Annotated in this window: 20 protein-coding genes and 1 pseudogene; 9 read left to right on the forward strand and 12 right to left on the reverse strand. The window is 66.7% G+C overall.

All coding sequences use genetic code 11. The features are described 5' to 3' along the window. Window positions 1–64: 64 nt before the first annotated feature. From FHT09_RS15225 to asnS, 11 genes and pseudogenes are all read right to left on the reverse strand, one after another. Window positions 65–751, reverse strand: coding sequence for a DUF2461 domain-containing protein (locus FHT09_RS15225; protein ID WP_104605496.1), 687 nt, complete (start codon window positions 749–751; stop codon window positions 65–67). Then, window positions 748–2,193 (reverse strand): exodeoxyribonuclease I, encoded by a 1,446-nt coding sequence (gene sbcB, locus FHT09_RS15230; protein ID WP_104605580.1) that lies wholly within the window; start codon window positions 2,191–2,193, stop codon window positions 748–750. Before sbcB ends, FHT09_RS15225 begins: the two co-directional genes overlap by 4 nt. A 106-nt stretch (window positions 2,194–2,299) precedes the next feature. Next, complete coding sequence (locus FHT09_RS15235; protein WP_104605498.1) at window positions 2,300–3,667, reverse strand: NAD(P)/FAD-dependent oxidoreductase; 1,368 nt, start codon at window positions 3,665–3,667, stop codon at window positions 2,300–2,302. A 173-nt stretch (window positions 3,668–3,840) separates the two neighbouring features. Next, on the reverse strand, window positions 3,841–5,112 hold the full coding sequence (gene kynU / locus FHT09_RS15240; RefSeq protein WP_104605500.1) for a kynureninase: 1,272 nt from the start codon (window positions 5,110–5,112) through the stop codon (window positions 3,841–3,843). Window positions 5,113–5,146: 34 nt separating this feature from the next. After that, a pseudogene (locus FHT09_RS15245) lies at window positions 5,147–7,287 on the reverse strand (FUSC family protein). A 187-nt stretch (window positions 7,288–7,474) separates the two neighbouring features. Next, complete coding sequence (locus tag FHT09_RS15250) at window positions 7,475–8,005, reverse strand: 3-hydroxyanthranilate 3,4-dioxygenase (RefSeq protein ID WP_104537986.1); 531 nt, start codon at window positions 8,003–8,005, stop codon at window positions 7,475–7,477. An 85-nt stretch (window positions 8,006–8,090) separates the two neighbouring features. Continuing rightward, on the reverse strand, window positions 8,091–8,753 hold the full coding sequence (can, locus tag FHT09_RS15255) for a carbonate dehydratase (RefSeq protein WP_016902447.1): 663 nt from the start codon (window positions 8,751–8,753) through the stop codon (window positions 8,091–8,093). A gap of 93 nt (window positions 8,754–8,846) precedes the next feature. Beyond that, the gene (locus tag FHT09_RS15260) at window positions 8,847–9,485 is read right to left on the reverse strand and encodes an FMN-binding negative transcriptional regulator (RefSeq protein ID WP_104605502.1); all 639 of its coding nucleotides are present in this window, start codon (window positions 9,483–9,485) and stop codon (window positions 8,847–8,849) included. 1 nt (window position 9,486) lies between these two features. After that, window positions 9,487–9,813, reverse strand: a complete 327-nt coding sequence (locus tag FHT09_RS15265) for a hypothetical protein (protein WP_046342292.1) — start codon at window positions 9,811–9,813, stop codon at window positions 9,487–9,489. Further along, window positions 9,810–10,115 carry a hypothetical protein gene (locus FHT09_RS15270; protein WP_046342293.1) on the reverse strand — a complete coding sequence of 102 codons (306 nt, stop codon included), beginning with the start codon at window positions 10,113–10,115 and terminating at the stop codon, window positions 9,810–9,812. The genes FHT09_RS15265 and FHT09_RS15270 overlap by 4 nt, the downstream gene beginning before the upstream one ends. A 72-nt stretch (window positions 10,116–10,187) precedes the next feature. Continuing rightward, entirely contained in the window at window positions 10,188–11,582 is a 1,395-nt protein-coding gene (asnS, locus tag FHT09_RS15275; RefSeq protein WP_026064746.1) for an asparagine--tRNA ligase, read from the reverse strand. Between the two features lie 207 nt (window positions 11,583–11,789). Here asnS and FHT09_RS15280 point away from each other — a divergent pair, with 207 nt between their 5' ends. The 7 genes from FHT09_RS15280 (at window position 11,790) to FHT09_RS15310 (ending at window position 18,976) form a co-directional block, all read left to right on the forward strand. Next, entirely contained in the window at window positions 11,790–12,128 is a 339-nt protein-coding gene (locus FHT09_RS15280) for an iron-sulfur cluster assembly accessory protein (protein ID WP_016904198.1), read from the forward strand. A gap of 394 nt (window positions 12,129–12,522) precedes the next feature. Continuing rightward, window positions 12,523–12,957 (forward strand): 30S ribosomal protein S6, encoded by a 435-nt coding sequence (gene rpsF, locus FHT09_RS15285; RefSeq protein WP_006451585.1) that lies wholly within the window; start codon window positions 12,523–12,525, stop codon window positions 12,955–12,957. An 11-nt stretch (window positions 12,958–12,968) separates the two neighbouring features. Then, window positions 12,969–13,199, forward strand: a complete 231-nt coding sequence (gene rpsR, locus FHT09_RS15290) for a 30S ribosomal protein S18 (protein ID WP_005991243.1) — start codon at window positions 12,969–12,971, stop codon at window positions 13,197–13,199. Between the two features lie 233 nt (window positions 13,200–13,432). Further along, on the forward strand, window positions 13,433–13,882 hold the full coding sequence (rplI, locus tag FHT09_RS15295; RefSeq protein WP_016904199.1) for a 50S ribosomal protein L9: 450 nt from the start codon (window positions 13,433–13,435) through the stop codon (window positions 13,880–13,882). A 209-nt stretch (window positions 13,883–14,091) separates the two neighbouring features. Continuing rightward, window positions 14,092–17,595, forward strand: coding sequence for a chromosome segregation protein SMC (gene smc / locus FHT09_RS15300; protein ID WP_104605504.1), 3,504 nt, complete (start codon window positions 14,092–14,094; stop codon window positions 17,593–17,595). A 56-nt stretch (window positions 17,596–17,651) separates the two neighbouring features. After that, complete coding sequence (gene zipA / locus FHT09_RS15305; RefSeq protein WP_104605506.1) at window positions 17,652–18,383, forward strand: cell division protein ZipA; 732 nt, start codon at window positions 17,652–17,654, stop codon at window positions 18,381–18,383. A gap of 188 nt (window positions 18,384–18,571) precedes the next feature. Further along, window positions 18,572–18,976 (forward strand): hypothetical protein, encoded by a 405-nt coding sequence (locus FHT09_RS15310; RefSeq protein ID WP_104605508.1) that lies wholly within the window; start codon window positions 18,572–18,574, stop codon window positions 18,974–18,976. Window positions 18,977–19,183: 207 nt separating this feature from the next. Here FHT09_RS15310 and FHT09_RS15315 read toward each other — a convergent pair whose 3' ends face one another. Then, window positions 19,184–20,308, reverse strand: a complete 1,125-nt coding sequence (locus tag FHT09_RS15315; protein WP_104605582.1) for a pyridoxal phosphate-dependent aminotransferase — start codon at window positions 20,306–20,308, stop codon at window positions 19,184–19,186. Between the two features lie 177 nt (window positions 20,309–20,485). On the opposite strand from FHT09_RS15315, the gene ligA reads away from it, so the two are divergent. After that, a complete protein-coding gene (gene ligA / locus FHT09_RS15320; protein ID WP_104605510.1) occupies window positions 20,486–22,987 on the forward strand; it encodes an NAD-dependent DNA ligase LigA in 2,502 nt (833 codons plus the stop codon). Beyond that, entirely contained in the window at window positions 22,984–23,946 is a 963-nt protein-coding gene (epmA, locus tag FHT09_RS15325) for an EF-P lysine aminoacylase EpmA (protein WP_104537977.1), read from the forward strand. The genes ligA and epmA overlap by 4 nt, the downstream gene beginning before the upstream one ends. The last annotated feature ends 110 nt before the right edge of the window (window positions 23,947–24,056 follow it).

A 24,056-nucleotide genomic window follows, 5' to 3' on the forward strand; every position in this document is an offset into this window, starting at 1 on the left:
ACAAACCGCTGTGATCCGCCGTTTGCCGGCACCGCGTCGATTGCTGTCGGCGCCGCGCGATCCATCAAAATTCCAGATCCAGCGCGGCGCACAGATAATCGACGAACGGCGCCAGCACCACCAGGTCAGCCTCGATGGTCTGGCGCAGGCGCGGGCCGGTCATGACGGCGTCGTCGAGATGCCGCAGATACGCCCAGTTGCGATGCTTGAGATCGTCGATGAACTCGAACTCGTTGGGAAAGCCGCGCGGTGCACGCACCAGCTTCTCGCTGTCGTCCAGCGCGAACTTGCGGCGCAGTCTGGGTTCGTAGGCTGCCGCTTTCCAGTTGGCGGGGTTGTCGAAAATGAACTGGCGCAGCTTGCGCTGGGTGTCCGGCTCCGGATGCCACAGCCCGGCACCCACGAAACTCTCGCCTGGCTGCAGATGGATGTAGAACGACGGCGCCGGCACCTGGCGGCGGCGCTCATGGAACAGGCGCGCGCCCTGCCAGTTCTTGTACGGCGATTTGTCGTTGGAAAAACGCGCATCGCGATAGATGCGGAACAGCGAGCCGCCCTGGGTCTTGGGATCGGCGCGATAGTGCTCGCTGACCTCGGCCAAGGCCGGCTGCAGGTCGGTGATGAGCTGCAGGAACGGCTGGCGCACATGCGCCTCGTACTGATGCCGGTGGTCGTTGAACCAGGTCTTGTCGTTGTGGCGCGCCAATGCGCGCAGGAACTTGAAACTGGCGTCGGAAAAATAGCTGGTCATAGCGTGCGTTGGAGGTCCAGACCCCAGGCGGTGAGCTGATCGAGCAGGGACTGCTTGGTAGCATCGTCCGGGTGAGCGAGCCGTAAATCCGCGATCTGCGCATGGAACTGATCGAGCGTGACTTCGCCCAGGCCCCTGTCTTCCAGCAGGCGCTGGCGGCGGTAGACGTTCCAGCGTTCCTGCTCTTCGAACGACAGCGTCTGCGGCCAGTTGCGCGCGCGGTAGCGGAACAGCAGTTCGACCAGGCGCGGGTCGCGAAAGCGCGACTCCAGCGCGCCCAGTTCGGCCGGCGCACTGGCGCGCACCTGCGCCAGCAGGCGCTTGTCGCCTTCGGCCAGGAAGCCGTCATAGAGCGAGGCATCGGCATCGTTGACGGCCGGCGCGGCAGCGCGCTCGCTGCCGTACACCTGGCGCACTTTTTCGGCCAGTTCAGGGCCCAGCTCGCGCAGGCGTGCAGCCTTGGCCAACACGGCGTCGTGGTCGATGCCCAGACGCTGGAAATCCGCCGCACGCAGATGCTGCCAGGCCACCAGCGCCGGCGACTTGTTCAAGTGCACTTCCTTGAGCGCAATGCGCTGTTCGCCTTCGGGCAGGTCGGCAGCGCGGATGTACAGCCGGTCGGCGATCTCGTCCGGGCTCAGGCGCAACAGCACTTCAGGATCGCCGTCCAGATCGAACACGATCACGCGGCTGTCGATGCGCGGATGGCGCGTCAATGGCAACACCGCGGCGGCGCACATGCGCGAGGCGGGATAGCGCTGCGAGATATGCAGCACCGGCTGCATCGCGACGACGTCCAGCAGCGTCGCCGCAAAGCGCTTGTCGCGCAGACGCAGTGCGTAGTCCCACAACTTGGGCTGATGCTGCTGGAACCTGCGCGCCATGCCGATGGTGGCGTACACGTCCGACAGCGCCTCGTGCGCATCGCCGTCGCGCACCGCGTTGGCATCGGCCAGGTGTTCGAGCTTGAACGAGGTGGCGCCGTCTTCGCGCTGCGGCCAGACGATGCCGTCCGGACGCAGCGCATGCACCAACCGCAACACGTCGAGCAGGTCCCAGCGCGAATTGCCGCCGCGCCACTCGCGCTCGTACGGGTCGTAGAAATTGCGGAACAGCCCGCAGCGCACGAACTCGTCGTCGAAGCGGATCGAGTTGTAGCCCAGCGTGCACGTCTGCGGCCGGCTCATCTGCTCGGCGATGCGCGCAAACGCTTCGGCCTCGCTCACGCCTTCGCGCAGTGCGTGCTGCGGGGTGATGCCGGTGACCATGGTCGCGTACGGAGAGGGCAGCAGATCGTCGGCCGGCTGCACGTAGAAACTGATCGGCTCTTCGATCACGCGCAGTTGCGCATCGGTACGCACCGCGGCGAACTGTGCGATGCGCGTGCGGCGTGGATCCTGGCCGAAGGTTTCCAGGTCGTAGAAGAGAAAGCTGTCAGGCATGCCGTATGAAATCCAGGTCCGCGGCGCGCTGCGCAGGGCGCCGCCAGTGCTGCCTAGTATCTCCCATCCGCGCGCCGGCCCGCTGACGCCGTCCGGTGCAGGCCGATCAGTGCGCGCCTTCCAGCGGCTGCAGGCGCGCATGCACGACCGCTTCCAGCGCGGCCCAGTCGATGCGCGACAGGTCGCTGTGCCCGCGTGTGGCCTCGGCCAGGATCTGGCGCTGGACCTCGCTGCGCGCCAGGGCGATCGCGTAGCGCGTGCGCAGGAAGGTCACCATCGTGTAATGCGGCACGAAACGGGTGGGCCAACGTGCCTGCAGTTGCTGCTCGAGCGCGCGTTGCAGCAGGAAGTCGGGATCGTCGACGCGGTCGCGCATCTCCAGATAGTTTTCCAGTGCCATCTGCTGGATCGCTGCGGCATCCTCATGGCGTGCGGCCTGGAATGCGGCAAACGCGGTTTCCAGGTCGTCGTGCGCGTCCAGCTGTTCTGCCAGCGCCACGCAATCTTCGAACGCGCAATTCATGCCCTGGCCGTGGAACGGCACCATCGCATGCGCGGCGTCGCCGATCAGCAGGGCGCGGCCGCCCAGATGCCAGCGGTCCAGCGTCAGCGTGCCGAGCAGGCCGGGCGGATGTTCTTCCCAATGCTCCTTGAGCTGCGGGATCAGCGGCAGGGCATCGGGAAAATCACGCGCGAACAGGGCCAGCGCTTCGTCGCCGGTGCGCGTGGTGGCAAAGCTGGGCGCGCCGGCGTTGGGCAGAAACAGGGTGACGGTGAAGGTGCCGCCATCGTTGGGCAGCGCGATGCACATGTAGCGCCCACGCGGCCAGATGTGCAACGCGTTGCCTTCGATGCGGAAACCGCCACCGGGCAACGGCGGGATTTCCAGCTCCTTGTAGGAGTGATCGAGGAATTCGGTGCGCTCGCCCAATGGCGATTTGCGCTGCATCGCCGCGCGCAACGCCGAGCCGGCGCCATCGCTGCCGATCAGGCTCTGGAAGTGGATTTCGTGCGGCTGGTCGTCGCGGTCGTCGATGAAGCGCGCATAGCCGGCATCGAAGTCCACCGTGTGCAGGCGGCGGTAGAAATGCACGCGTGCGCCGGCCTGCTCGGCCAGATCCAGCAGCGCGACATTCAACGCGGCGCGGTGGATCGACCAGATCACTTCGCTGTCGTCGCGCCCGTAGCGCTGCAGCTGCGGTTGTGCATGCAGCGGATGCACCATGCGCCCGCGCATCATCACCGCCTTGGCCATCACCGCGTCTTCGGCGCCGGCCTGACGCAGCGCATGGCGGCCGCGTTCGGCCAGCGCCAGGTTGATCGAGCGGCCGGACTCGTAACCCTTGATGCGCGGATCGCCGCGGCGCTCGTAGACGGTGACCTGCCAGCCGCGACGCGACAGCAGGATGGCCAGCAGGCAACCGGCCAGGCCAGCGCCGATCAGGGTCAGGGAACGGGGAGAGACTGCGCTCAATGCGGTATCCGGCAGCGGCCGGACGTGAGTACCGGCCAAGAGGGGAAAAGGAGAGTGATTGGCAACGGCACCTGCCGTGGCCGGCCAGGTGCGGGTTCGGAGTGTACGTGGGCGTGTGCCGGTCCCGGCTCACGCGCTGATCTGCTCGATGGCACAGTGGGTGCCGTGCGTGCTCAGGCGGTGGCCCAGGTCTCCACCTGTTCCACCAACTGGTGCAGATCGCCAAAGCGGTTGTACAGCGGCACCGGCGCGATGCGGATCACGTCAGGTTCGCGCCAGTCGCCGAGCACGCCCACCGACTGCAGGTACTCGAACAGCGAGCGCCCCTGTGCGCGACCGCCGGCCACGCGCAACGATAGCTGGCAGCCGCGTTGCGCCGGCTCGGCCGGGGTGACGATCTGCAGCACTTGCGGCACGCGGGCGTGGATCAGCTGTTCCAGGTGCCCGGTGAGCTGTTCGGACTTGGCGCGCAGTGCCGGCATGCCGGCCTGATCGAACAACTCCAGCGACGCGCGTAACGGCGCCAGCGCCAGCACCGGCGGATTGCTCAGCTGCCAGCCTTCGGCCCCAGGCGAGGGCACGAACTGCGGATCCATGCGGAAGCGGCTCTGCTGCTCGTGCCCCCACCAACCGGCCATGCGCGGCAGGTCGCTGTTGGCATGACGTGCGTGCACGAAACAGCCACCCACCGCACCGGGGCCGGCGTTGAGATATTTGTAGTGGCACCACACTGCGAAATCCGCGCCGTCGTCGTGCAGCGTCAGCGCGATATTGCCGACCGCATGCGCCAGGTCGAACCCCACCATCGCGCCCTGCGCGCGTGCTAGCCGCACGATGTCGCCCAGCTCGAAGGCCTGGCCGGTGCGGTACTGGATGCCGGGCCACAGCACCAGCGCCAGCCGCGGACCGTGCCGTGCGATGGCATCGGCGATCGCCGCCATCGACACCGTGCCATTGGGTTGGTCCGCTTCCACTTCGATCAGCTGCGTGGCCGGATCCAGCCCATGCAGGCGCAGTTGCGATTCCACCGCGTGGCGGTCGGACGGAAACGCGCCGGCTTCGATCAGGATGGCGCCACGCTCGGGCGTGGGCCGGTAGAAGCTGGCCATCATCAGATGCAGGTTGACGCTCAGCGTGTTCATCGCGACCACTTCGCCGGGCTGCGCGCCGACCACGCGCGCCAGGCCATCGCGCACCAGCTGGTGATAGGTCAGCCACTGGGTGGGGCCGGTGAAGTGGCCTTCCACCGCGCGTGCGCCCCACTGGTCGAGCACCTCGGCCACCATCGCACGGGCGCCGCGCGGCTGCAGGCCCAGCGAATTGCCGACGAAGTAGGTCTGGTCCTGGCCGGCATGCTGCGGAAACACGAAGTCGTCGCGCAGGTGGCGCAGCGGGTCGGCGGCGTCCAATGCAACGGCATTGGCGCGGGACAGCAGGTCGGTCATGATCACGGCTCGCAACGCAGGTCAGTGGCGCAGTTTACCCCCCGGCACCGTGTGCGCCGTCGGGCGCGGCCGGTGCCTCGGCCGCGGCGTTGGTCGAGGCTGGCCGGGCAGGGCGCAATAGATGTGTCAAGGTGCCGATACTGTCGGTGATGCGGTCGATGGTGTCGGCCAGTGCGGCGGTGGCGGGTGAGCCGTCGGGCAGCGCCGTCAATGCATCGGACAGCTGGCGCTCGGCGCCGCGCAAGGTGGCCGCTGCCGGAATGCCGCCCTCGACCAGGCAGGCGATCAGCTCGGACAGCGCCTGGTCGGCCTGTTGCGCAAAGGCGGGCAGCGCTTCCAGCGCGGGCAAGGGGTGGCCATCGCGCAGCACCGCTTCCAGCGACAGGGTGGCGCGGATCAGCCGGTTGCCGTTGGCCAGCAACGACTCGGCGAGTTTGAGCTCGTGCAGATTGCGCCGGCTGCATGGCTCGCCGCGCAGGCGTTCGATCGAGGCCTGCGCGTTGGTGCGCGCCACGCGTGCGGCAGCGCGGGTATCGCCCAGATCCTCCATCCTGCCGAGCAGCAGATTGCGCAGATGACCGCGATAGGCGCTCAACAGCTGCGCCAATGAAGCGCGGATATGCCGGCGCTCGCGCGTGGGCCACACCGCGTAGGCGATCAACGCCCAGGCGCTGCCGGCCACCGTGGCCTGCAGACGCGCACCGATGGCCTCGCCCGGTGCCACGCCTTCGAAGGACAGCAGCAGCACCAGCATGCCGGTCAGAAACGCCACGCCGATGCCGTATTCACCTGCGTCAGCAGACGGAAGCCCAGGCAGAACAGCACCAGCAACGCCAGGCGGACGCTGGCGCCGTCCATCGCCAGATGCGCCAGCAAGGTCGCCACCAGCAGGCCGACGAAGGTGCCGGCCACGCGCAAGGCGCCGAAGCTGAAAGTGCCGCCGAAATCCGGCTTGAGCACGATGGCGGTGGTCATCGGAATCCAGAAGCCGTGCGGGATCTGCTGCCAGCGCTGGAAGGCGATCGCCAGCGCCAGGCACACGCCGCAGCGCAAGGCATGCCGGAAGGCCACCGACGACAGATCCAGGTTCGCGCGCAGCGTGGCCCAGGTCGCTGCGGGCCGCAGGGCCGCCGGCAAACGCGCTTCGGCCAGCTGCGCCTGGATCTCGCCACGGCTGCTGGCCCAATGCGCGTTGCGGATCAGCGCGCGCAGCTGGCCGCCCAGGCCTTGCGCGCGCGCCACCGCCACGCGCACCAGCCGGCGCTCGCGGGTATCGGCGTTGTCGTGCTGGAACTGCGCTAGTGCGGCGACCAGATCGTCGAAGCCGGTCATCGAGGCATTGGCGGCGAGCGGGTCTTCGCCCACCGTCATCGCATGCGCGAGCTGTTCCAGCACGATGGCGCTGCGTTCGAGCACGCGCTCGATCGCCGGGCGCGCCTGCGAGTCGGTCAGGCGGGTATCGACGTCGGCCAGCGACAGCAGCTCCAGCCGCACGCGTTCGCACAGCTCGGCGATGATGCGGAAGCTCTGCACGGCGATCGCGCGCGAGCGATGCTCGCCATGCAGCATCACCATCGCATCGAGCACCTCCTGGGTGGCCGGCGGCGGGGCGCTGGCTTCCGGTCGCTGGCGTGCGATGCCGGCCAGTTGACGCATCAGGTCGGCCAGCGCGAAACGCTCCGGGCGATAGCGTTGCAGCGGCCAGGCCGCCAGTGCCAGCACCACCTGGAGCAGGCCGCCGGCGAAGATCAACGCCGCCACGCCCGCAGCCTGCTGCACCGGCAGGCGCATGTCGGCGCTGACCACCAGCAGGATCATGCTGGTCAGCCCCACCCGCGCCGCTACCGGGCCCAGTGCCACCAGCAAGCCGCCGCCAAGACCGAGCAGCAGCCCGGCGATCACCAATGCCGGCGTGTTGTGGCCGACCCAGATGCCGAGCAACGCGGCAAGGCCCGCTGCCAGTGCGGCCATCAACATGCGTTGCAGACGCGCGCGGTACGGGCCGGGCTGGTCGGTGAACATGGTGTTGAGCGCACCGGTACACACGGCCAGACCGGCGGCGACATGCCCGGTGGCCACACCAACCGCCAGCGGCAGCACCACTGCGGCGGTATTGCGCAGCGCAACGCGCAGCGGCACGTCGCGCGGCTTGAGGTCGATCAGCGTGCGCAGCATGGCAAAGGATTCAACGTAGACGCACAGCGTGGCTGCGGCGCATGCACAACCTCGAAACACAGCGCGCTGCGCACAGCTGCATCGTCATTGCGTTGCGCGGCATTGCGATGTCGCCGTGACGCGCCCACGACCGACCGCCGAGCGACTGCGCTCGAAGACCTGTGAACGTGCCTCGGCCATCGCCCACTCATGCCTCGACAGTGGCATAGCGCTCCGGCGCAGGGTGCAGATGCCCGCACTGGGTGCAGGTGCGCAGCGCGAGCGAGCGGTAGAAATGATCGAACACCGGCGGAAAATCGGTTTCGATGTCCTGCAGCGGAAACATCGCCTCGTACAGTTTGTGATTGCACTGCGGGCAATACCACTGCAGGCCGTCTTGCTCGTTGGGCAAGCGCTCGCGTTCGATCACCAGGCCGATCGAGCCGGCCGCGCGTTGCGGCGAATGCGGCACCTTCGGCGGCAGCAGGAAGATCTCGCCGGCGCGGATCGGGATGTCGCGTGCAACGCCTTCGTCCTGCACCTTCAGCACCATCTCGCCTTCGAGCTGGAAGAACCACTCCGGGCCTTCGTCGTAGTGGTAGTCGGTGCGCGCATTCGGCCCACCGACGATCATGATGATGAAGCCGTCCTGCTGGATGCATTTGTTGCCCACCGGCGGCTTGAGCAGGTGGCGGTGTTGCTCGATCCAGGCTTGCAGGTTGATCGGCGGGACCAGCATCGACGTTCCTCGGCAAAGAAGACGTCCAGCATAGCCAACCGACGGCGCCGATGGGCGCCGCGGTGGGAGGGTGTGCGGGTGCGGCTCAGCGTTCGGCGTGATCGGCCTGGATGCGCGCCAGTGCGGCGTCGTAGCGTTCCTGCAGCAGCTCGGGGCGGTCGATCGACATGCCCAGGTCGTGCGCACGCCCGTCGCGCAGGCTGTAGACCCAGCCATGCACCTGCAGTGCCTGGCCGCGGTCCCAGGCATCGCGCACGATGGTGGTGCGGCAGACATTGACCACCTGCTCGAGCACGTTGAGCTCGCACAGGCGCGCGTGCTGCACCGGCAGGTCGCCCGCGTCGTGCAGGCAGGCCTCGTGCTTGTCGGCCACATCGGTGACATGGCGGATCCAGTTGTCGACCAGGCCCATGCGCTTCTGGGTCAGGCTGGCAAACACGCCGCCGCAGCCGTAATGGCCGACCACCAGGATGTGCTTGACCTTGAGCACGTCGACGGCGAACTGGATCACCGACAGGCAGTTCAGATCGGTATGCACCACCACATTGGCGATGTTGCGATGGACGAACACCTCGCCCGGGGCCATGTCGATGATCTGGTTGGCCGGCACGCGCGAGTCCGAGCAGCCGATCCACAGGTACTCGGGCGTCTGCTGGGTGGACAGCTTGGAGAAGAATTCCGGGTCCTCGCGGCGGATGCGCTCGGACCAGGCACGGTTGTTTTCAAGCAAGTGGTTGAGCTCGTTCATGCGCGCAGTATTCCAGAGGACAGTGGGGCGGTGTGTGATCGAGAGATGAGCGATAAAACGGTGATGCGGAAAATCCGCGCTGGACGGCGCTGCTCAGACCGCGCCGTCGCGTGCGCGCAGGGCGTCGCGCATCAGCGACGCCACCTCGCGGGAGTCGGCCGATGCCTGTTGCTGCAATGCATCGCTCACGGCCGCCACATTAGCGGCCGGGTGGTTCTGGCTGAGCTTGAAGGTCAGCTGGATGCGGCTGGGAACGAAGCGGAAGCCGACCAGGCCGCGCAACTGCCGGCGGTGGCTGTCGCGCTCCATCTCGAACAGCCAGTCGCTGCCGACGCGTTGTTCGAAGTGCGTGCTCATGCGGCCGATCAGGTCGCCCAGCACCGCCTCATCGCTCACCTGCTCGCAACGTCCGTGCAGATGCGCCACGGCGTAGTTCCAGGTCGGCACGCGTGCGGCCGTTTCCTTGTCCGGATACCAGCTCGGCGACACATAGGCATGCGGGCCCTGCACCACGAGTACCGCATCGCCGGGACTGCGCGCCTGCGGATTGGAGCGCGCCCAGTGGCCTTCGATGACCACTGCCTGCGCGTCGCGTCGGTACAGCACCGGCAGATGCGAGATTGCCGGCTGTCCATCGTCGCCGTGGCTGATCATGGTGACGAACGGGTCGCGCGCGATCAGCCAGTCCAGCAAGGCCAGATCGGTCTGCGCGAACGCGCGTGGGGCGTACATGTCAGGCGCGACCGCCCAGGGTCATTACCATGCGTTCGCGCAGGTCCGCATCGTCCTCGCCACGCGGCGGCGACACTTCGTCGAGCGAGAAGCCACGCATCAGCGCGTCTTCTTCGTCCAGCCCGTCGAGCGCGACGAACTCGGCATCGAACAACGCCGCGCGGGCGCTGTCTTCGCTGTCGTAGGGCAGGATCTTGCCATCGCTGTCCAGGACTTCGGCGGTACCGGCCTGCTTGACGCGCAGGCGCGCCCAGATCAGCGTGCGGCCGATCGTGGCCAGCCACCACGAATCGCGGTCGTCATATGCAGTGTCTTGCTGTGTATTCATGGCATTACCTTGGACAGCAGGCCGAGCAGGGCCGCCATGCCCAGGCCGAAGAAGATGGTCAGCAGCGACAGCCAGGCGGGTGTGGCCAGGCCGGACAGCGCACTGTCGCGATGGCTGCGGTAGCGCCGCGTCAGCAACCAGCGCAGCGCCGCAGGACTGATGAAGGCCGGCTCGCCGAAGCTGGCCAGCGCCTCGGGATGACGGTCGCGCAGGTGCACCAGCGTCAGCGGCCAGAAGATCAGCAAGGCGGTGAGCCCGGCAACGGCAACACCGACAAAACACAGTGCGAAGAACAGGGTCATGCGCCCGCCAGCATCAGTGCGAGTTGGGGAGGTGCTGCGCCGATCACCAGCGCAGTGATGGTCCACCTCACATCAGAACTCCGCGCTGCCCGGCGCGCGCGGGTAGGGGATGGCGTCGCGGATATTGCTCAGCCCGCACACGTAGACCACCAGGCGCTCGAACCCTAAGCCGAAGCCGGCATGCGGCACCGAACCGTAGCGGCGGAAATCGCGGTACCAGCTGTAGTGCTCCTGATCCAGGCCGAACTGGGCCATGCGTGCATCCAGCACATCCAAGCGCTCTTCGCGCTGGCTGCCGCCGATGATCTCGCCGATGCCCGGCGCCAGCACGTCCATCGCCGCGACGGTCTTGCCGTCGTCGTTCAGGCGCATGTAGAAGGCCTTGATGTGCTCGGGGTAGTTAGTCACCACCACCGGGCGGCCGATGTGTTCTTCGGTCAGCCAGCGCTCGTGCTCGGTCTGCAGGTCCAGGCCCCATTCGACCGGGAAGTCGAACTTCTTGCCTGAATTCTGCAGCAGCTTCACCGCCTCGGTGTAGTCGATCTGCTCGAACGGGGCATTGATGAAGGCTTCCAGTTTGGCGATCGCGTTCTTGTCCACGCGCTCGGCCAGGAATGCCAGGTCGTCGCCACGCTCGTCCAGCACCGCGCGGAACAGGTACTTGAGGAACTGCTCGGCCAGGCGCGCGTCTTCGGCCAGATCGGCGAAGGCGATTTCCGGCTCGATCATCCAGAATTCGGCCAGATGGCGCGTGGTGTGGCTGTTCTCGGCGCGGAAGGTCGGGCCAAAGGTGTAGACCTTGCTCAGCGCCAGGCAGTAGGCCTCCACGTTGAGCTGGCCAGACACGGTCAGGAAGGTCTCTTTGCCGAAGAAGTCGCGGCTGAAATCCACCGCGCCGCTGGCATCGCGCGGCAGGTTGACCATGTCCAGCGTGGAGACGCGAAACATCTGCCCGGCGCCTTCGGCGTCGGAGGTGGTGATGATCGGGGTGCTGATCCAGTTGAAGCCGTTCTGGTGGAAGAAGCGGTGCACCGCCTGCGCCAGGCAGTTGCGGATGCGGGTGACCGCGCCGAACAGGTTGGTGCGCGGGCGCAGGTGCGCCACTTCGCGCAGGAACTCCGGCGACATCGGCTTGGGCTGGATCGGGTAGGTCAGCGGGTCCTCGACCCAGCCGACGATCTCCACGCCGCTGGCCTGGATCTCGAACGACTGGCCCTTGCCCTGCGACTTCACCAGCACGCCCTTGGCGACCAGCGAGCAGCCGCTGGTCAGGCGCTTGATTTCGTCGAAGTTGGGCAGGGTGTCGTTGGCCACCACCTGGATCGGAGCGAAGCACGAGCCATCGGTCACGTTGATGAAGGCCAGTCCGGCAGATCCGCGCAGCGTGCGCACCCACCCCCGTACCGTAACTTCGCCGCCTTCCGGGAGTTTTCCCGCAAGCGCATGTTCAACGCTGACCACCGTCATGACTTGTCCTCGCCGTAGCGACCTTGAATGGTCTGCGAGTTTACTGGCTGCGGGCGCGCCGGCGCGAGCATCTGAACCGCTTGCGGGTGATTGCGCTTGTCGAAGCCCGGAGATGGCCCCATCTGGGGAACACGTCGTAGCGGCGGGTCCAGCCCCCGGTTACTGCAGCCTCGCTATACTTGCCACCATCGTTTCCGGAGCACCTCCATGGCCATCAGCCTCACCCCTGCCGCGCTGGAGCGCGTGCAGCGTTTCGTGCAGCAGACCCCGGGGACGCTGGGCCTGCGCTTTGGCGTGACCAAGACCGGTTGTTCGGGCTGGGGCCATGTCACCGACCTGGCGCGCGAGAAGCGCGATGACGATGCGGTGTTCGAGCAGGAAGGCGTGCGCATCTTCGTCGATCCGGTCAGCCTGCCGTTGGTCGACGGCACCTGCATCGATTTCGGCAAGCACGGCCTCAGCGAGACCTTCACTTTCCGCAATCCCAACGCGACCGCCGAGTGCGGCTGCGGGGAAAGCTTCACGACCGAAGCCGAGCATCGCTGAGCTCGCCAGCGAGCGCTATCCCTTCTCCCTGCGGGAGAAGGTGCCCGAAGGGCGGGTGAGGGTACGGGGCGAAGCCTCGCGCGGTTAGGCGTCACGAGTGGCTTTGCCCCGGACCCTCACCCCAACCCCGCTCCGCGCCCCGGCCCGCGCGCCAGTGGCGCGCAAGCGGTGCCTTATCGCCCCGGCGGGAGAGGGGCTTGAGCAGTCGCCGCGCAGATGTCCTGTTCGTGGGCTCGGCCGCTGGCTCGGCTTGGTTGCGGCTAAACGCCTGAACTGCCATACTTTCATGCTTCCTGCCCGGTTCCGGGCGGGAATCCTTGCTCCACCGGCCGCCTTGCGCGGGTCACCGGGGAGCTGTCCGGCCCACGTGGCCACATCCGAAAGGTAATACAACATGAGTCGTCATTACGAAGTCGTGTTCCTGGTCCACCCGGATCAGAGCGAGCAGGTCCCGGCCATGATCGAGCGCTACAAGTCGCTGATCGAGGGCGGTAACGGCACCATCCACCGTCTGGAAGACTGGGGCCGCCGTCAGCTGGCCTACCCGATCCAGAACCTGGTGAAGGCGCACTATGTGCTGCTCAACATCGAAGTCGACCAGGCCGTGCTGAGCGAGCTGGTGGAAAGCTTCCGCTTCAACGATGCGGTGCTGCGTCACCTGGTCGTCAAGCGCGATGGCCCGGACACCGAGCAGTCGCTGATCATGAAGAGCAAGGACGAGAAGGGCGACAAGCCCGAGCGTAGCGAGCGTCGTCGTCGCGATGACGATGAGGGCGATGCTGCACCTGCCGCCACCGATACCGACGGCGACAACGCCGAAGCCGCTTAAGGAGCGCTGTCATGTCCAAGTTCTTCCGTCGTCGCAAGTTCTGCAAGTTCACCGCCGAGGGCGTGAAAGAGATCGATTACAAGGATCTCAACACCCTGCGTCAGTACCTCACCGAGAACGGCAAGATCGTGCCGAGCCGCGTGACCGGTACCAAGTCCAAGTACCAGCGTCAGCTGGCCACGGCCGTCAAGCGCTCGCGGTTCCTGGCGCTGATCCCGTACACGGACAATCACGACGTCTAATCCGAGTCGTTGATGTGAGTTCCTCACAAGAGTCCGCACGGTTGTATGTGAGTCCCTCACAAGAGCCCGCACATCCATGTGCGGGTTATTAAAATATAGAGGCCGGTCATTCGAGATGCGGTGTTGATCGTGCTGTTGCGATTCCCAAATCCCGATTCCCGAATCCCGTCTTTTCGGACAGCAAACGTTGCGTCGGCCAAAGCGCCGGCGCTAACGAATAACGGAGCACCACCATGGATCTGATTCTTCTGCAGAAAGTGACCAATCTCGGCGGCCTGGGCGACAAGGTCAGCGTCAAGCCGGGTTACGGCCGCAACTTCCTCGTGCCGCAGGGCAAGGCCGTTCCGGCCACCGCTGCCAACGTCGAAGCGTTTGAAGCCAAGCGTGCCGATTACGAAGCCAAGGCCAACACCATCCTGGCCGATGCACAGAGCCGCGCCGGCAAGTTCGAAGGCGCCAGCGTCACCATCGGCGCGCATGCGTCGACCGAAGGCAAGCTGTACGGCTCGGTCGGTCCGCGCGATATCGCCGAGGCGTTCACCGCCGCCGGCCTGCCGCTGGAAAAGAGCGAAGTGATCCTGGGCGAAGGCGCATTCCGCAATGTCGGCGAGTACGACGTTGTGCTGCACCTGCACGCCGATGTGGAAACCTCGGTCAAGGTCATCGTCGAATCCGACGCCTGATCCACGCTGCACGCTGTACCCGAAGGGCGCCTGGTTAGGCGCCCTTCGTCTTTCTGCGGCCACGCCAGCGATGCCAGGCCCGCTATACTCATGCTCCATTGCCGGTTCCACGGCCCATAGATCTTGTGGATCAAGGGTTTAGGGGGGCGGCTTCACAGGAAAAAGCGCCTGCCGGCCCTGCCCGTGCGGTGCCCGGAACCTTCAGTCCCATGCGCCTGTCCACGATCAAACTGTCCGGTTTCAAGTCGTTCGTCGACCCGACCACGTTGCACCTGCCCACCAACATGACCGGCATCGTCGGGCCCAATGGCTGCGGCAAGTCCAACATCATCGATGCGGTGCGCTGGGTGATGGGCGAAAGTTCGGCCAGCCGCTTGCGTGGCGACTCGCTGACCGACGTGATCTTCTCCGGCTCATCGGCGCGCAAGCCGGTGTCGCAGGCGACGGTGGAGTTGATCTTCGACAACTCCGATCACACCATCAGCGGCGAGTTCGCCTCGTTCAACGAGATCTCGGTCAAGCGCCTGGTCAGCCGCGACGGCAACAGCGCCTACTACCTCAACGGCACCAAGTGCCGGCGCCGCGACATCACCGACCTGTTCCTGGGCACCGGCCTGGGGCCGCGCAGCTACTCGATCATCGAGCAGGGCATGATCAGCCAGATCATCGAGGCGCGGCCGGAAGACCTGCGCGTGTATCTGGAAGAAGCCGCCGGCATTTCCAAGTACAAGGAGCGCCGCAAGGAAACCGAAACGCGCATCCGGCATACCCGCGAGAATCTCGATCGCCTGGGCGACCTGCGCGAAGAGATCACCAAGCAACTGGCGCATCTGCAGCGCCAGGCGCGCCAGGCCGAGCAGTATCAGGCCTTGCAGGAGGAGCGCCGGATCAAGGACGCCGAGTGGAAGGCGCTGGAATACCGCGGCCTGGATGGCCGGTTGCAGGGCCTGCGCGAAAAACTGAATCAGGAAGAGACCCGGCTGCAGCAATTGATCGCCGAACAGCGCGATGCCGAGGCGCGGATCGAAACCGGGCGCGCGCGTCGCGAGGAGGCCGCCGAAGCGGTGGCCAAGGCGCAGGCCGATGTCTATCAGGTCGGTGGTGCGCTGGCGCGCATCGAGCAGCAGATCCAGCATCAGCGCGAACTCTCGCATCGCCTGCACAAGGCGCGCGATGAGGCGCAGAGCCAGTTGCAGGAGCTGACCCAGCATATCAGCGGCGATTCGGCCAGGCTGGCGGTGCTGCGCGAGGCGGTGGACGCTGCCGAACCGCAACTGGAGCAGCTGCGCGAAGACCACGAATTCCGCCAGGAGGCGCTACGCGAGGCCGAAGCGCGTCTGGCCGACTGGCAGCAGCGCTGGGAAACCCATAACCGCGCCACCGGCGAAGCCTCGCGTGCCGGCGAAGTGGAACGCACGCGTGTCGATTATCTCGATCGTCAGTCGCTGGAAGCCGAGCGCCGCCGCGAAGCGCTGGTCAACGAGCGCGCCGGACTGGACCTGGATGCGCTGGCCGAGGCGTTCGAGCAGATCGAGCTGCGCCATGAAACCCAGAAGACCTCGCTGGACGGGCTGACCGAGCAGGTCGAAGCGCGCAAGCACGCACTCGGCGGGCTGCAGGAACAACAGCGCGCCAGCCAGGGCGAACTGGCCGACGTGCGCAAGCAGGCGCAGGCCGCGCGTGGCCGGCTGTCGTCGCTGGAAACCCTGCAGCAGGCCGCACTCGGCCAGGAGCAGGGCGCGGCAGTGGCGTGGCTGAAGTCGCGCGGGCTGGACTCTGCCGCACGTGTCGGCGAGCGCATCACGGTCGAAAGCGGCTGGGAAAACGCGGTCGAAGGCGCATTGGGGCAGCTGATCGAAGGCGTGCTGGTGGATGCGCCGGAGCAACTGGTCGATGCGTTGGGCGAGTTGGGCGAGGGCCGCATCGCGCTGGTCTCCGGTGCCAGCGACAACGCGAGCTTTGCGCCGACTTCGCTGGCGGCCAAGGTGCAGGGGCCGATCGCGATCCGTCGCCTGCTCGCGCGCCTGCACGCGGCCGAGGATCTGGAAGCCGCGCGCACGCTGCAGCGCGGCCTGCCCGAGGGCGATTCGGTCATCACCCGCAGCGGCGAGCGGCTGGGCGAGGGCTGGGTGCGGGTGTCGCGCTCCGGCGCTGCCAAGCAGGGCGCCTTGCTGCGCGAGCGCGAAATTCAGGAGCTGCGCGCGCAGATCGAAACGCTGCAGGAGCGCGAGGCCGACCTCGAGCAGCGCCTGGGCAGCTTCCGCGAACAACTGCTGGCGGCCGAACAGCAGCGCGAAGATGCGCAGCGCCAGTTGTACATGGCGCACCGCAGCGTGTCCGAACTAGCCGGTCAGCTGCAGAGTCAGCAGGGCAAGGTCGATGCCGCGCGCACGCGCATCGAGCGCATCGAAAACGAATTGTCGCAGCTGTTGGAAACGCTGGACACCAGCCGCGAACAGGCACGTGAGGCGCGCGCCAAGCTCGAAGACGCGGTGACCCTGATGGGCGATCTGCAAGGCACCCGGCAGGTGCTGGAGAACGAACGCCGTCAGCTCACCGATGCGCGCGATCAGGCCCGCGATGCCGCACGTGGCGTGCGCGATGCGATGCATGCATTGGCGCTCACGCTTGAATCGCAACGCACCCAGATCACCTCCCTGAGCCAGACGCTGGAGCGCATGGACAGCCAGCGCGGCCAGCTCGACACGCGTCTGGAGGATCTGGTCGCCCAGCTCAGCGACGGCGACTCGCCGGTGGAAACGCTGGAGCACGAGCACCAGGCCGCGTTGAGCGAGCGTGTGCGCACCGAGCGCGTGCTGAGCGAAGCGCGCACCATGCTGGAGAGCATCGATGGCGAGCTGCGCAGCTACGAGCAGACCCGTCAGCAGCGCGACGAACAGGCGCTAGCCCAACGCGAGCGCATCTCCCAGCGCAAGCTGGATCAGCAGGCGCTGGTGCTCAGCGCAGAGCAACTGGAAGCCGCCGTGGTGAAGGCCGGCTTCGTGCTCGAGGACGTGGTCAATGGATTGCCGGAAGCGGCGAACGTGGCCGAGTGGGAAGCGGCGGTCGGCCAGATCGACGGGCGCATGCGGCGGCTGGAACCGGTCAACCTGGCCGCGATCCAGGAGTACGGCGAAGCGGCGCAGCGTTCGGAATATCTGGACGCGCAGAACCTGGATCTCAACACCGCACTGGAGACGCTGGAAGAGGCGATCCGCAAGATCGACCGCGAAACCCGCGGTCGCTTCAAGGACACCTTCGACCGGGTCAATTCCGGCGTCCAGGCGCTATATCCACGCCTGTTCGGCGGTGGTCACGCCTATCTGGAACTCACCGGCGAAGACCTGCTCGACACCGGCGTAACCATCATGGCGCGCCCGCCGGGCAAGCGCGTGTCCAGCATCTCGCTGCTGTCCGGTGGCGAGAAGGCGATGACCGCGGTGGCGCTGGTGTTTGCGATCTTCCAGCTCAATCCCGCGCCGTTCTGCCTGCTCGACGAGGTGGACGCGCCGCTGGACGAAGCCAATGTCGGCCGTCTGGCCAACATGGTGCGGGAAATGAGCGAGAAGGTGCAGTTCCTGTTCGTCAGCCACAACAAGGCGACGATGGAGGCCGCGCGCCAGCTCTCCGGCGTGACCATGCGCGAGCCGGGCGTCAGTCGCTTGGTCAGCGTGGACCTGGAAGAGGCCGCACGTTTGGCGGGTGCGGCATGACGTGCCATGCTTGTCGGAATATCGACACCTGTCACTCTTATGCGGAGGCACGCTGAATGTCCGACATGGCCATGATCCGGATCGGGATCCTGATCGCTGGACTGCTGCTGGTCGCGGCCATCTTCCTATTTGGCCGCCCGAAAAAATCGCCGCAAGGGCGCCGGGTCGACAAGGACGACGGGCAGCCGCGCGAGCGCCGCGAGCCGGTGATTTCCGGCCAGCCTGACGTGGACGGCGACCCGTTCGAACGCAATGAGGGCGCCGAGCAAAGCGAACTGAACCTGGACAATGCCGATGCGGCCGGCGGCAACGATGTCGGCAAGCGTCCCAACCAGGATTTCGACAAGATCGTCTCGCTGTTCGTGGCCGCCAAGGCCGGCCAGGTTCTGCGCGGCGAAGACGTGGTGGTCGCTGCCGAGAAGACCGGGCTGGTGTTCGGTCACATGAATGTCTTCCACCGCCTGGTGGAAGGGCATCCGGAGCGCGGGCCGATCTTCAGCATGGCCAGCATCCTCAAGCCCGGCAGCTTCGACATGGCCAACATCCGCGAGATGCAGACCCCGGCGATTGCGTTCTTCCTCACCTTGCCGGCGCCGATGACCGCGCTGGATGCCTGGGAAAAGATGCTGCCGACCGTGCAGCGCATGGCCGAACTGCTCGACGGCGTGGTGCTGGACGACAGCCGCAATGCGCTGGGCCGCCAGCGCGTGGCGCATATCCGCGACGAACTGCGCGCCTACGATCGCCAGCACCAGGCACCGCCGCTGACCAAGTCACCGCGCTGGTGAGTGCGTGTTGCTTTTAAGTGCGCGCTGCTGGTGATGTGCGTCGGTGGTGATTGCGCACCGCTGGTGATCGAGCGTCGCTGAGTCGGTGATTGCGAGCCATTGACCGTGAACCATCCCGACCGCGAGTCATCCATACGCAGTCTAAGTCGCGACCTGCCGCAGGGCGCGTTCTAGCGTAGAGGTGAACGATGTGGAGCTTGCAGGGCGCGCTGGCGGTGCTGATCTTGCTGGCGGTGTGGGCCATCCTGGCCGCACCGCTGCTATGGATGGTGTCGCGGATTGCGCTGCGTTTGCGCAAAGGCGCGTCGACAAGCCCACATCGCGCGCAATGGAGCTCGATCGGCTTTGCCGCTGCAGTGGCGCTGCTGGTTGCGCCAGTGCCAACGCCCATCATCAGCGTCTTCCCGCCGCACGTGATCGCGCTGTTGGATGCAAGCTACTACGCGCGCATCTTTCAGGGCCCGCCGATGATGCGCCAGCTCCTGGTGTGGAGTGCGGTGTCGATGGCGCTGACGTTTGCGCTCAGCTACGTGTGGATCCGGCGCTTGCTGCGTCCGAATGCTGCCGCGCCTCTTCCAACGTCCACGCGATAGGAAATCAAAGCCCCTCTCCGACGGGAGAGGGGTTGAGGTGAGGGTACGGAGGCGAAGCAGTGGAGCAGTCGGTGATCCAGGTCTGCCGGCGCGTGGCGACGCGCTTGTCATTACAGGTCTTGGCAGATCTCCGAGGCGCACCCTCATCCGCCCCTTCGGGGCACCTTCTCCCGAGGGAAGAAGGGATGGCCCCTCTGTGCTTAGCGATCAGCGCTTGGCCTTGGTAAACGCCTCGCGAAAGCGCAGCATCTCCGCCTCGGTGCCGACGCTCACGCGCACGCGCTTGGGCCAGATCGGCCAGCTGCGGCCGACGATGACGCCCTGTTTCTGCATCGAATCGGCAAACACGCCGGCGTCGCGCTTGACGTCGAGCAGGAAGCAGTTGGCCTGTGTGGGCAGGCAGGTGTAGCCCTTGCTCTTGAGCCAGGCGATGGTGTCGTCGCGCACGCGGGCGTTCTCCGCGCGGCGGGTCTGCACCAGCTGCGGGTCGCGCAGGCTGGCGATGCCGGCGGCCATTGCCGGTACCGACAACGGGTTGCTGCCCAGGCTGGCGAGCTTGGTCTGCAGCCCCGGCGGCGCCAGCGCGGCGCCCAGGCGCAGGCCGGCCATGCCGTAGAGCTTGGAGAAGCTGCGCAGCACGATCAGGTCCTGGCGCTGGCGCACCAGGTCCGCCACGGACGGCTCGTTGCTGTAGTGGATATACGCTTCGTCGACCACCAGCACCGCGCTGGACGGCTTGTTGGCCAGCAGCCACTCGATGTCGGCGCGCGGGGTGATGGCGCCGCTGGCGTTGCCGGGGTTGCACAGGTAGATCAGGCCGGCGGACGGGTCGGCCTTGGCCATCGCCTTGACGTCGTGCGCGCCATCGGCCCGCAGCGGCAGCTTGCGCACCGGCACGCCGCGGGCGGTGGCGCTGTCGATGATCGGGTCGAAGCTCGGGTCGGCCACCACCAGCCCGGCACGTGCCGAGGTGAACAGGCTGCCGGCACGATGCAGTGCGTCCCTGGAACCGGGAAAGAACGCCAGATGGTCGCCGGGCAGTTGCAGCTCGCCGGTCACCAGGTTGCGCAGGTCCTGCTCCATCTCGAACTGATAGCGGCCTGCACGTGCCAGCGAGCGCGTTGCCGCATCCAGTGCGGCGGGCGAGGGGCCGAGCGGATGTTCGTTGAGATTGAGAAACACCGCGCCCGTTGCCGGCGCCACACCGGGCTTGGCCGGCGCAGCCGCACGCTTGCGGGCTGCCTCGGCCGCGGGTGCCAGTCCCAGTGCGGAAACCGCCACGCCGGAGGTGGCAAGGCTGAGAAACGAACGGCGCGAAACGGGCAACGGCACGGTGAGCTCCAGGCGAGCAGGCAAAAGAGGGCGCCACGCTAGCGGGTTTGTGCCTGTCTGCCTATCGGAAAATCGCTGCCGGGCTCGCTGTCGCGCGGTTTGGTCGGTGGTCGGGCCGCACTTGCACACCGGCACGGCCCGTTAGAATGGGCGGCCCAGAGCCAGCCCAGCGATCGTATGACTGTCAGCCCGGATCCCGCTCAGCGCATCGACGCCCTGCGTCGTCGTATCGAGGACGCCAACTACCGCTATCACGTGCTCGACGAGCCGCAGATGGCCGACGTCGACTACGACCGCCTGATGCGCGAACTGGAGGCCCTGGAGGCTGCGCACCCGGAGCTGGCCAGCGCCGATTCGCCGACCCAGCGCGTCGGCCACCTGGCCGCGTCGCGCTTTGCCGAAGTGCGGCATGCCCTGCCGATGCTGTCGTTGGGCAATGCCTTCAGCGATGAAGAGGTGACCGAGTTCGTACGGCGTATCAGCGAGCGGCTGGAGGTGAAACGGCCGGTGTTTTCAGCCGAGCCCAAGCTCGATGGCCTGGCGATCAGCCTGCGCTACGAAAACGGCGAGTTCGTGCAGGGCGCAACGCGGGGCGACGGCGCCACCGGTGAGGATGTCAGCGCCAATCTGCGTACGGTCAAGGCGATTCCGCTGCGCCTGCGTGGCGAAGGCTGGCCGCAGGTACTGGAGGTGCGCGGCGAGGTGTACATGCCGCGCACCGCCTTCGAGACCTACAACGCGCAGATGCGCCTGCAGGGCGGCAAGGTGCTGGCCAATCCGCGCAATGGCGCTGCAGGCTCGCTGCGTCAGCTGGATGCGCGCATCACTGCGCAGCGCCCGCTGAGTTTCTTTGCCTACGGCGTGGGCGAAGTGAGCGAGGGCATGTTGCCGCAGACGCATTCGGCGATCCTGGCGCAGTTGCGCGCGTGGGGTTTGCCGGTCAGCGCCCTGGTGGAGGTGGTGCAGGGCAGCGATGGCCTGTTGGCGTACTACCAACGCGTCGGTGAAGCGCGCGATGGCTTGCCCTTCGATATCGATGGGGTGGTCTACAAGCTCGACGATCTGGCCGGGCAGCGCGAGATGGGTTTTGTCTCGCGCGCGCCGCGCTGGGCGATCGCGCATAAATTTCCGGCGCAGGAGCAGTCCACCACGGTGGAGGCGATCGAGATCCAGATCGGTCGCACCGGGGCCGCCACGCCGGTGGCACGGCTGAAGCCGGTGCATGTGGCCGGGGTGATCGTCACCAACGCCACGCTGCACAACGCCGACCAGATCGCGCGGCTGGATGTGCGCGTGGGCGATACGGTGATCGTGCGGCGTGCCGGCGATGTGATTCCGGAAGTGGCCGGCGTAGTTGCCGAGCAACGGCCGCCCGGCACCCGGCCATGGCAGATGCCCACGCAATGCCCGGTATGCGGGTCGGAGATCGTGCGTGAGGAAGGCGAGGCGGTGTGGCGCTGCTCCGGCGAGCTGACCTGCCCGGCACAGCGCAAGGAAGCGTTCCGGCATTTCGTCTCGCGCCGTGCGATGGATGTCGATGGCCTGGGCGAAAAATTCATCGAGGTGCTGGCCGACAGTGGCGTGGTGCAGGGCGTGGCCGATCTGTACCTGCTCAACGTGGACCAGCTGCTGCAATTGCGCCTGATCAGCACTGCCGAGAGCCCGCATGCGTTCCTGCGCGAGGCGCGCGAGCATCTGGCCAGCGGTGCGTACGGCCAGCTGGAAAACACCGTGGTCGGCATCGGTGTGGACCTGGCCGGCGAGCGCGAGGCGCCGCAAACCTGGCAGGCCGATCTGCTACGTGCCGGGCTGCCGGCGTTCGACTGGAACCGCAAGAAGATCGCCACCAAGTGGGCGGAAAACCTGATCGAGGCGATCGAGCAATCGCGCGATACCACGCTGGAGCGCTTCCTGTTCGCGCTGGGCATCGAGCATGTCGGCGAGAGCACCGCCAAGGCCTTGTCGGCGTGGTTCGGCGATCTGGAATTGATCCGCCATCTGCCGTGGCCGCTGTTCAAGCGCGTGCCCGATATCGGTGGCGAGGTGGCGCGCTCGCTCGGGCACTTCTTCGACCAGCCCGGCAATCAGCAGGCCATCGACGACCTGCTGCAGCGTGGTGTGCGCATCGGCGATGCGCATCCGCCATCGCCCAGGCTGCGCGAGGCGCTGAGCTTTGCCAGCGTGCTGCAGGACATGGATATCCCCAAGGTGACGCCAGTGCGTGCGCAGCAGCTGGCTGCCGCGGTGGCCTCCTTCGATGCGCTGCGCAGCGCCGGGTCCGATGCCTTGTTGCAGGCCGGCGTTCCCGCGCCGGTGGTGGCGTCGCTGCTGCAATGGCTGGAGCGGCCCGAAAATGCGGCCTTGGCAAGCGCTGCGCAACAGGCGATGGAAACGGTGCTGTCGCGTCTGCCCGACGCCGATGTGCAGCAAACCGGCCCGCTCGACGGCCAGACCGTGGTGATCACCGGGACCCTGGCCGCGCTCACACGCGATGCGGCCAAGCAACGGCTGGAAGCGCTGGGCGCCAAGGTCGCCGGCAGCGTCTCCAAGAAAACCGCGTTTCTGGTGGCCGGCGAAGAAGCCGGCTCCAAGCTGGACAAGGCGCAGTCACTGGGCGTGGAGATCTGGGACGAGGCGCGCTTGCTGGCCTTCCTCGGCGAGCACGGCCAGCAACCATGAGTGCGACGCAGGTCGATCTGGACGCGTTGCGGTTGCGCGCGCGGCTCAACGCGCTGATCCGCGATTTCTTCGCCGAGCGCGACGTGCTGGAAGTGGAGACGCCGGTGCTGTCGGAGGCCGGCAATACCGAGCCGAACATCGACAGCTTCAGCACGCGCTTCAGCGGCCATGTCGATGCCGGCGCGCCGGTGCGCTGGTTGCGTACCTCGCCGGAATATCCGCTCAAGCGCCTGCTGGCGGCCGGGGTGGGCGACTGCTACGAGCTGGGGCGGGTGTTCCGCAATGGCGAGGCCGGCGGCCGCCACAATCCCGAGTTCAGCATGCTCGAGTGGTACCGGGTGGGCTGGGACGATCGCGCCCTGGCGCAGGAGACCGTTGCGCTGGTGCGCCGCGCGCTTGCGCTGGTCGGGCGCCAGGCGCAGGTGCAGGTGCTGAGCTATCGCGCGCTGTTCGTGCAGGCGCTGGGTATCGACCCGCTAAGCGATCCGATCGAAACGCTGCGCGCACCGCTGCACGACATCGCGATCGATCCGGATGGCCTGAGCCGCGACGACTGGCTGGATCTGCTGATGACCCATCGCATCCAGCCGGGCTTTGCCAGCGACATGCTGACCGTGGTGCACGACTGGCCGGCCAGCCAATGCGCGTTGGCGCGCATCCGCCGCGACGAGCCGCCGGTGGCCGAGCGCTTCGAGCTGTATCTGGGCGCCTACGAGGTTGCCAATGGGTACCACGAGCTCAACGATGCGCAGGAGCAGCGTGCGCGTTTCATGCGCGACAACGCGGTGCGGGCGGCGCGCGGATTGCCGCAACTACCGGTGGACGAGCGCCTGCTGGCGGTGTTGTCGCAGCTGCCCGATTGCGCGGGAGTTGCGGTCGGTGTGGACCGGCTGTTGATGGCCATGCGTGGAACCACGCAGATTGCCGATGTGTTGGCATTCGCATTCGCAAGCGCCTGACCCCGGCAGCGCCTGTAATGCACTGTGCCTGACGTTGCGGCGCATGGTATGCGCCCGCTGCCATCCCGCTGTCATCGCTACCGTATTGCTATCTTCACATCGATGATGCT

Origin of the sequence: Xanthomonas sp. CFBP 8152 (genome assembly GCF_014199025.1) — a bacterium.
GTDB lineage: Bacteria > Pseudomonadota > Gammaproteobacteria > Xanthomonadales > Xanthomonadaceae > Xanthomonas > Xanthomonas arboricola_B.

Bases quoted from the DNA above. Each gene is read 5' to 3' on its own strand.
- epmA (WP_104537977.1), top strand. From the start codon at position 22,984: ATGAGTGCGACGCAGGTCGATCTGGACGCGTTGCGGTTGCGCGCGCGG.
- asnS (WP_026064746.1), bottom strand. From the start codon at position 11,582: ATGACGGTGGTCAGCGTTGAACATGCGCTTGCGGGAAAACTCCCGGAA.
- ligA (WP_104605510.1), top strand. From the start codon at position 20,486: ATGACTGTCAGCCCGGATCCCGCTCAGCGCATCGACGCCCTGCGTCGT.
- rpsR (WP_005991243.1), top strand. From the start codon at position 12,969: ATGTCCAAGTTCTTCCGTCGTCGCAAGTTCTGCAAGTTCACCGCCGAG.
- FHT09_RS15225 (WP_104605496.1), bottom strand. From the start codon at position 751: ATGACCAGCTATTTTTCCGACGCCAGTTTCAAGTTCCTGCGCGCATTG.
- FHT09_RS15250 (WP_104537986.1), bottom strand. From the start codon at position 8,005: ATGCTGGTCCCGCCGATCAACCTGCAAGCCTGGATCGAGCAACACCGC.
- FHT09_RS15280 (WP_016904198.1), top strand. From the start codon at position 11,790: ATGGCCATCAGCCTCACCCCTGCCGCGCTGGAGCGCGTGCAGCGTTTC.
- sbcB (WP_104605580.1), bottom strand. From the start codon at position 2,193: ATGCCTGACAGCTTTCTCTTCTACGACCTGGAAACCTTCGGCCAGGAT.
- FHT09_RS15310 (WP_104605508.1), top strand. From the start codon at position 18,572: ATGTGGAGCTTGCAGGGCGCGCTGGCGGTGCTGATCTTGCTGGCGGTG.
- rpsF (WP_006451585.1), top strand. From the start codon at position 12,523: ATGAGTCGTCATTACGAAGTCGTGTTCCTGGTCCACCCGGATCAGAGC.
- FHT09_RS15265 (WP_046342292.1), bottom strand. From the start codon at position 9,813: ATGAATACACAGCAAGACACTGCATATGACGACCGCGATTCGTGGTGG.
- rplI (WP_016904199.1), top strand. From the start codon at position 13,433: ATGGATCTGATTCTTCTGCAGAAAGTGACCAATCTCGGCGGCCTGGGC.
- FHT09_RS15270 (WP_046342293.1), bottom strand. From the start codon at position 10,115: ATGACCCTGTTCTTCGCACTGTGTTTTGTCGGTGTTGCCGTTGCCGGG.
- zipA (WP_104605506.1), top strand. From the start codon at position 17,652: ATGTCCGACATGGCCATGATCCGGATCGGGATCCTGATCGCTGGACTG.
- kynU (WP_104605500.1), bottom strand. From the start codon at position 5,112: ATGACCGACCTGCTGTCCCGCGCCAATGCCGTTGCATTGGACGCCGCC.
- FHT09_RS15260 (WP_104605502.1), bottom strand. From the start codon at position 9,485: ATGTACGCCCCACGCGCGTTCGCGCAGACCGATCTGGCCTTGCTGGAC.
- can (WP_016902447.1), bottom strand. From the start codon at position 8,753: ATGAACGAGCTCAACCACTTGCTTGAAAACAACCGTGCCTGGTCCGAG.
- smc (WP_104605504.1), top strand. From the start codon at position 14,092: ATGCGCCTGTCCACGATCAAACTGTCCGGTTTCAAGTCGTTCGTCGAC.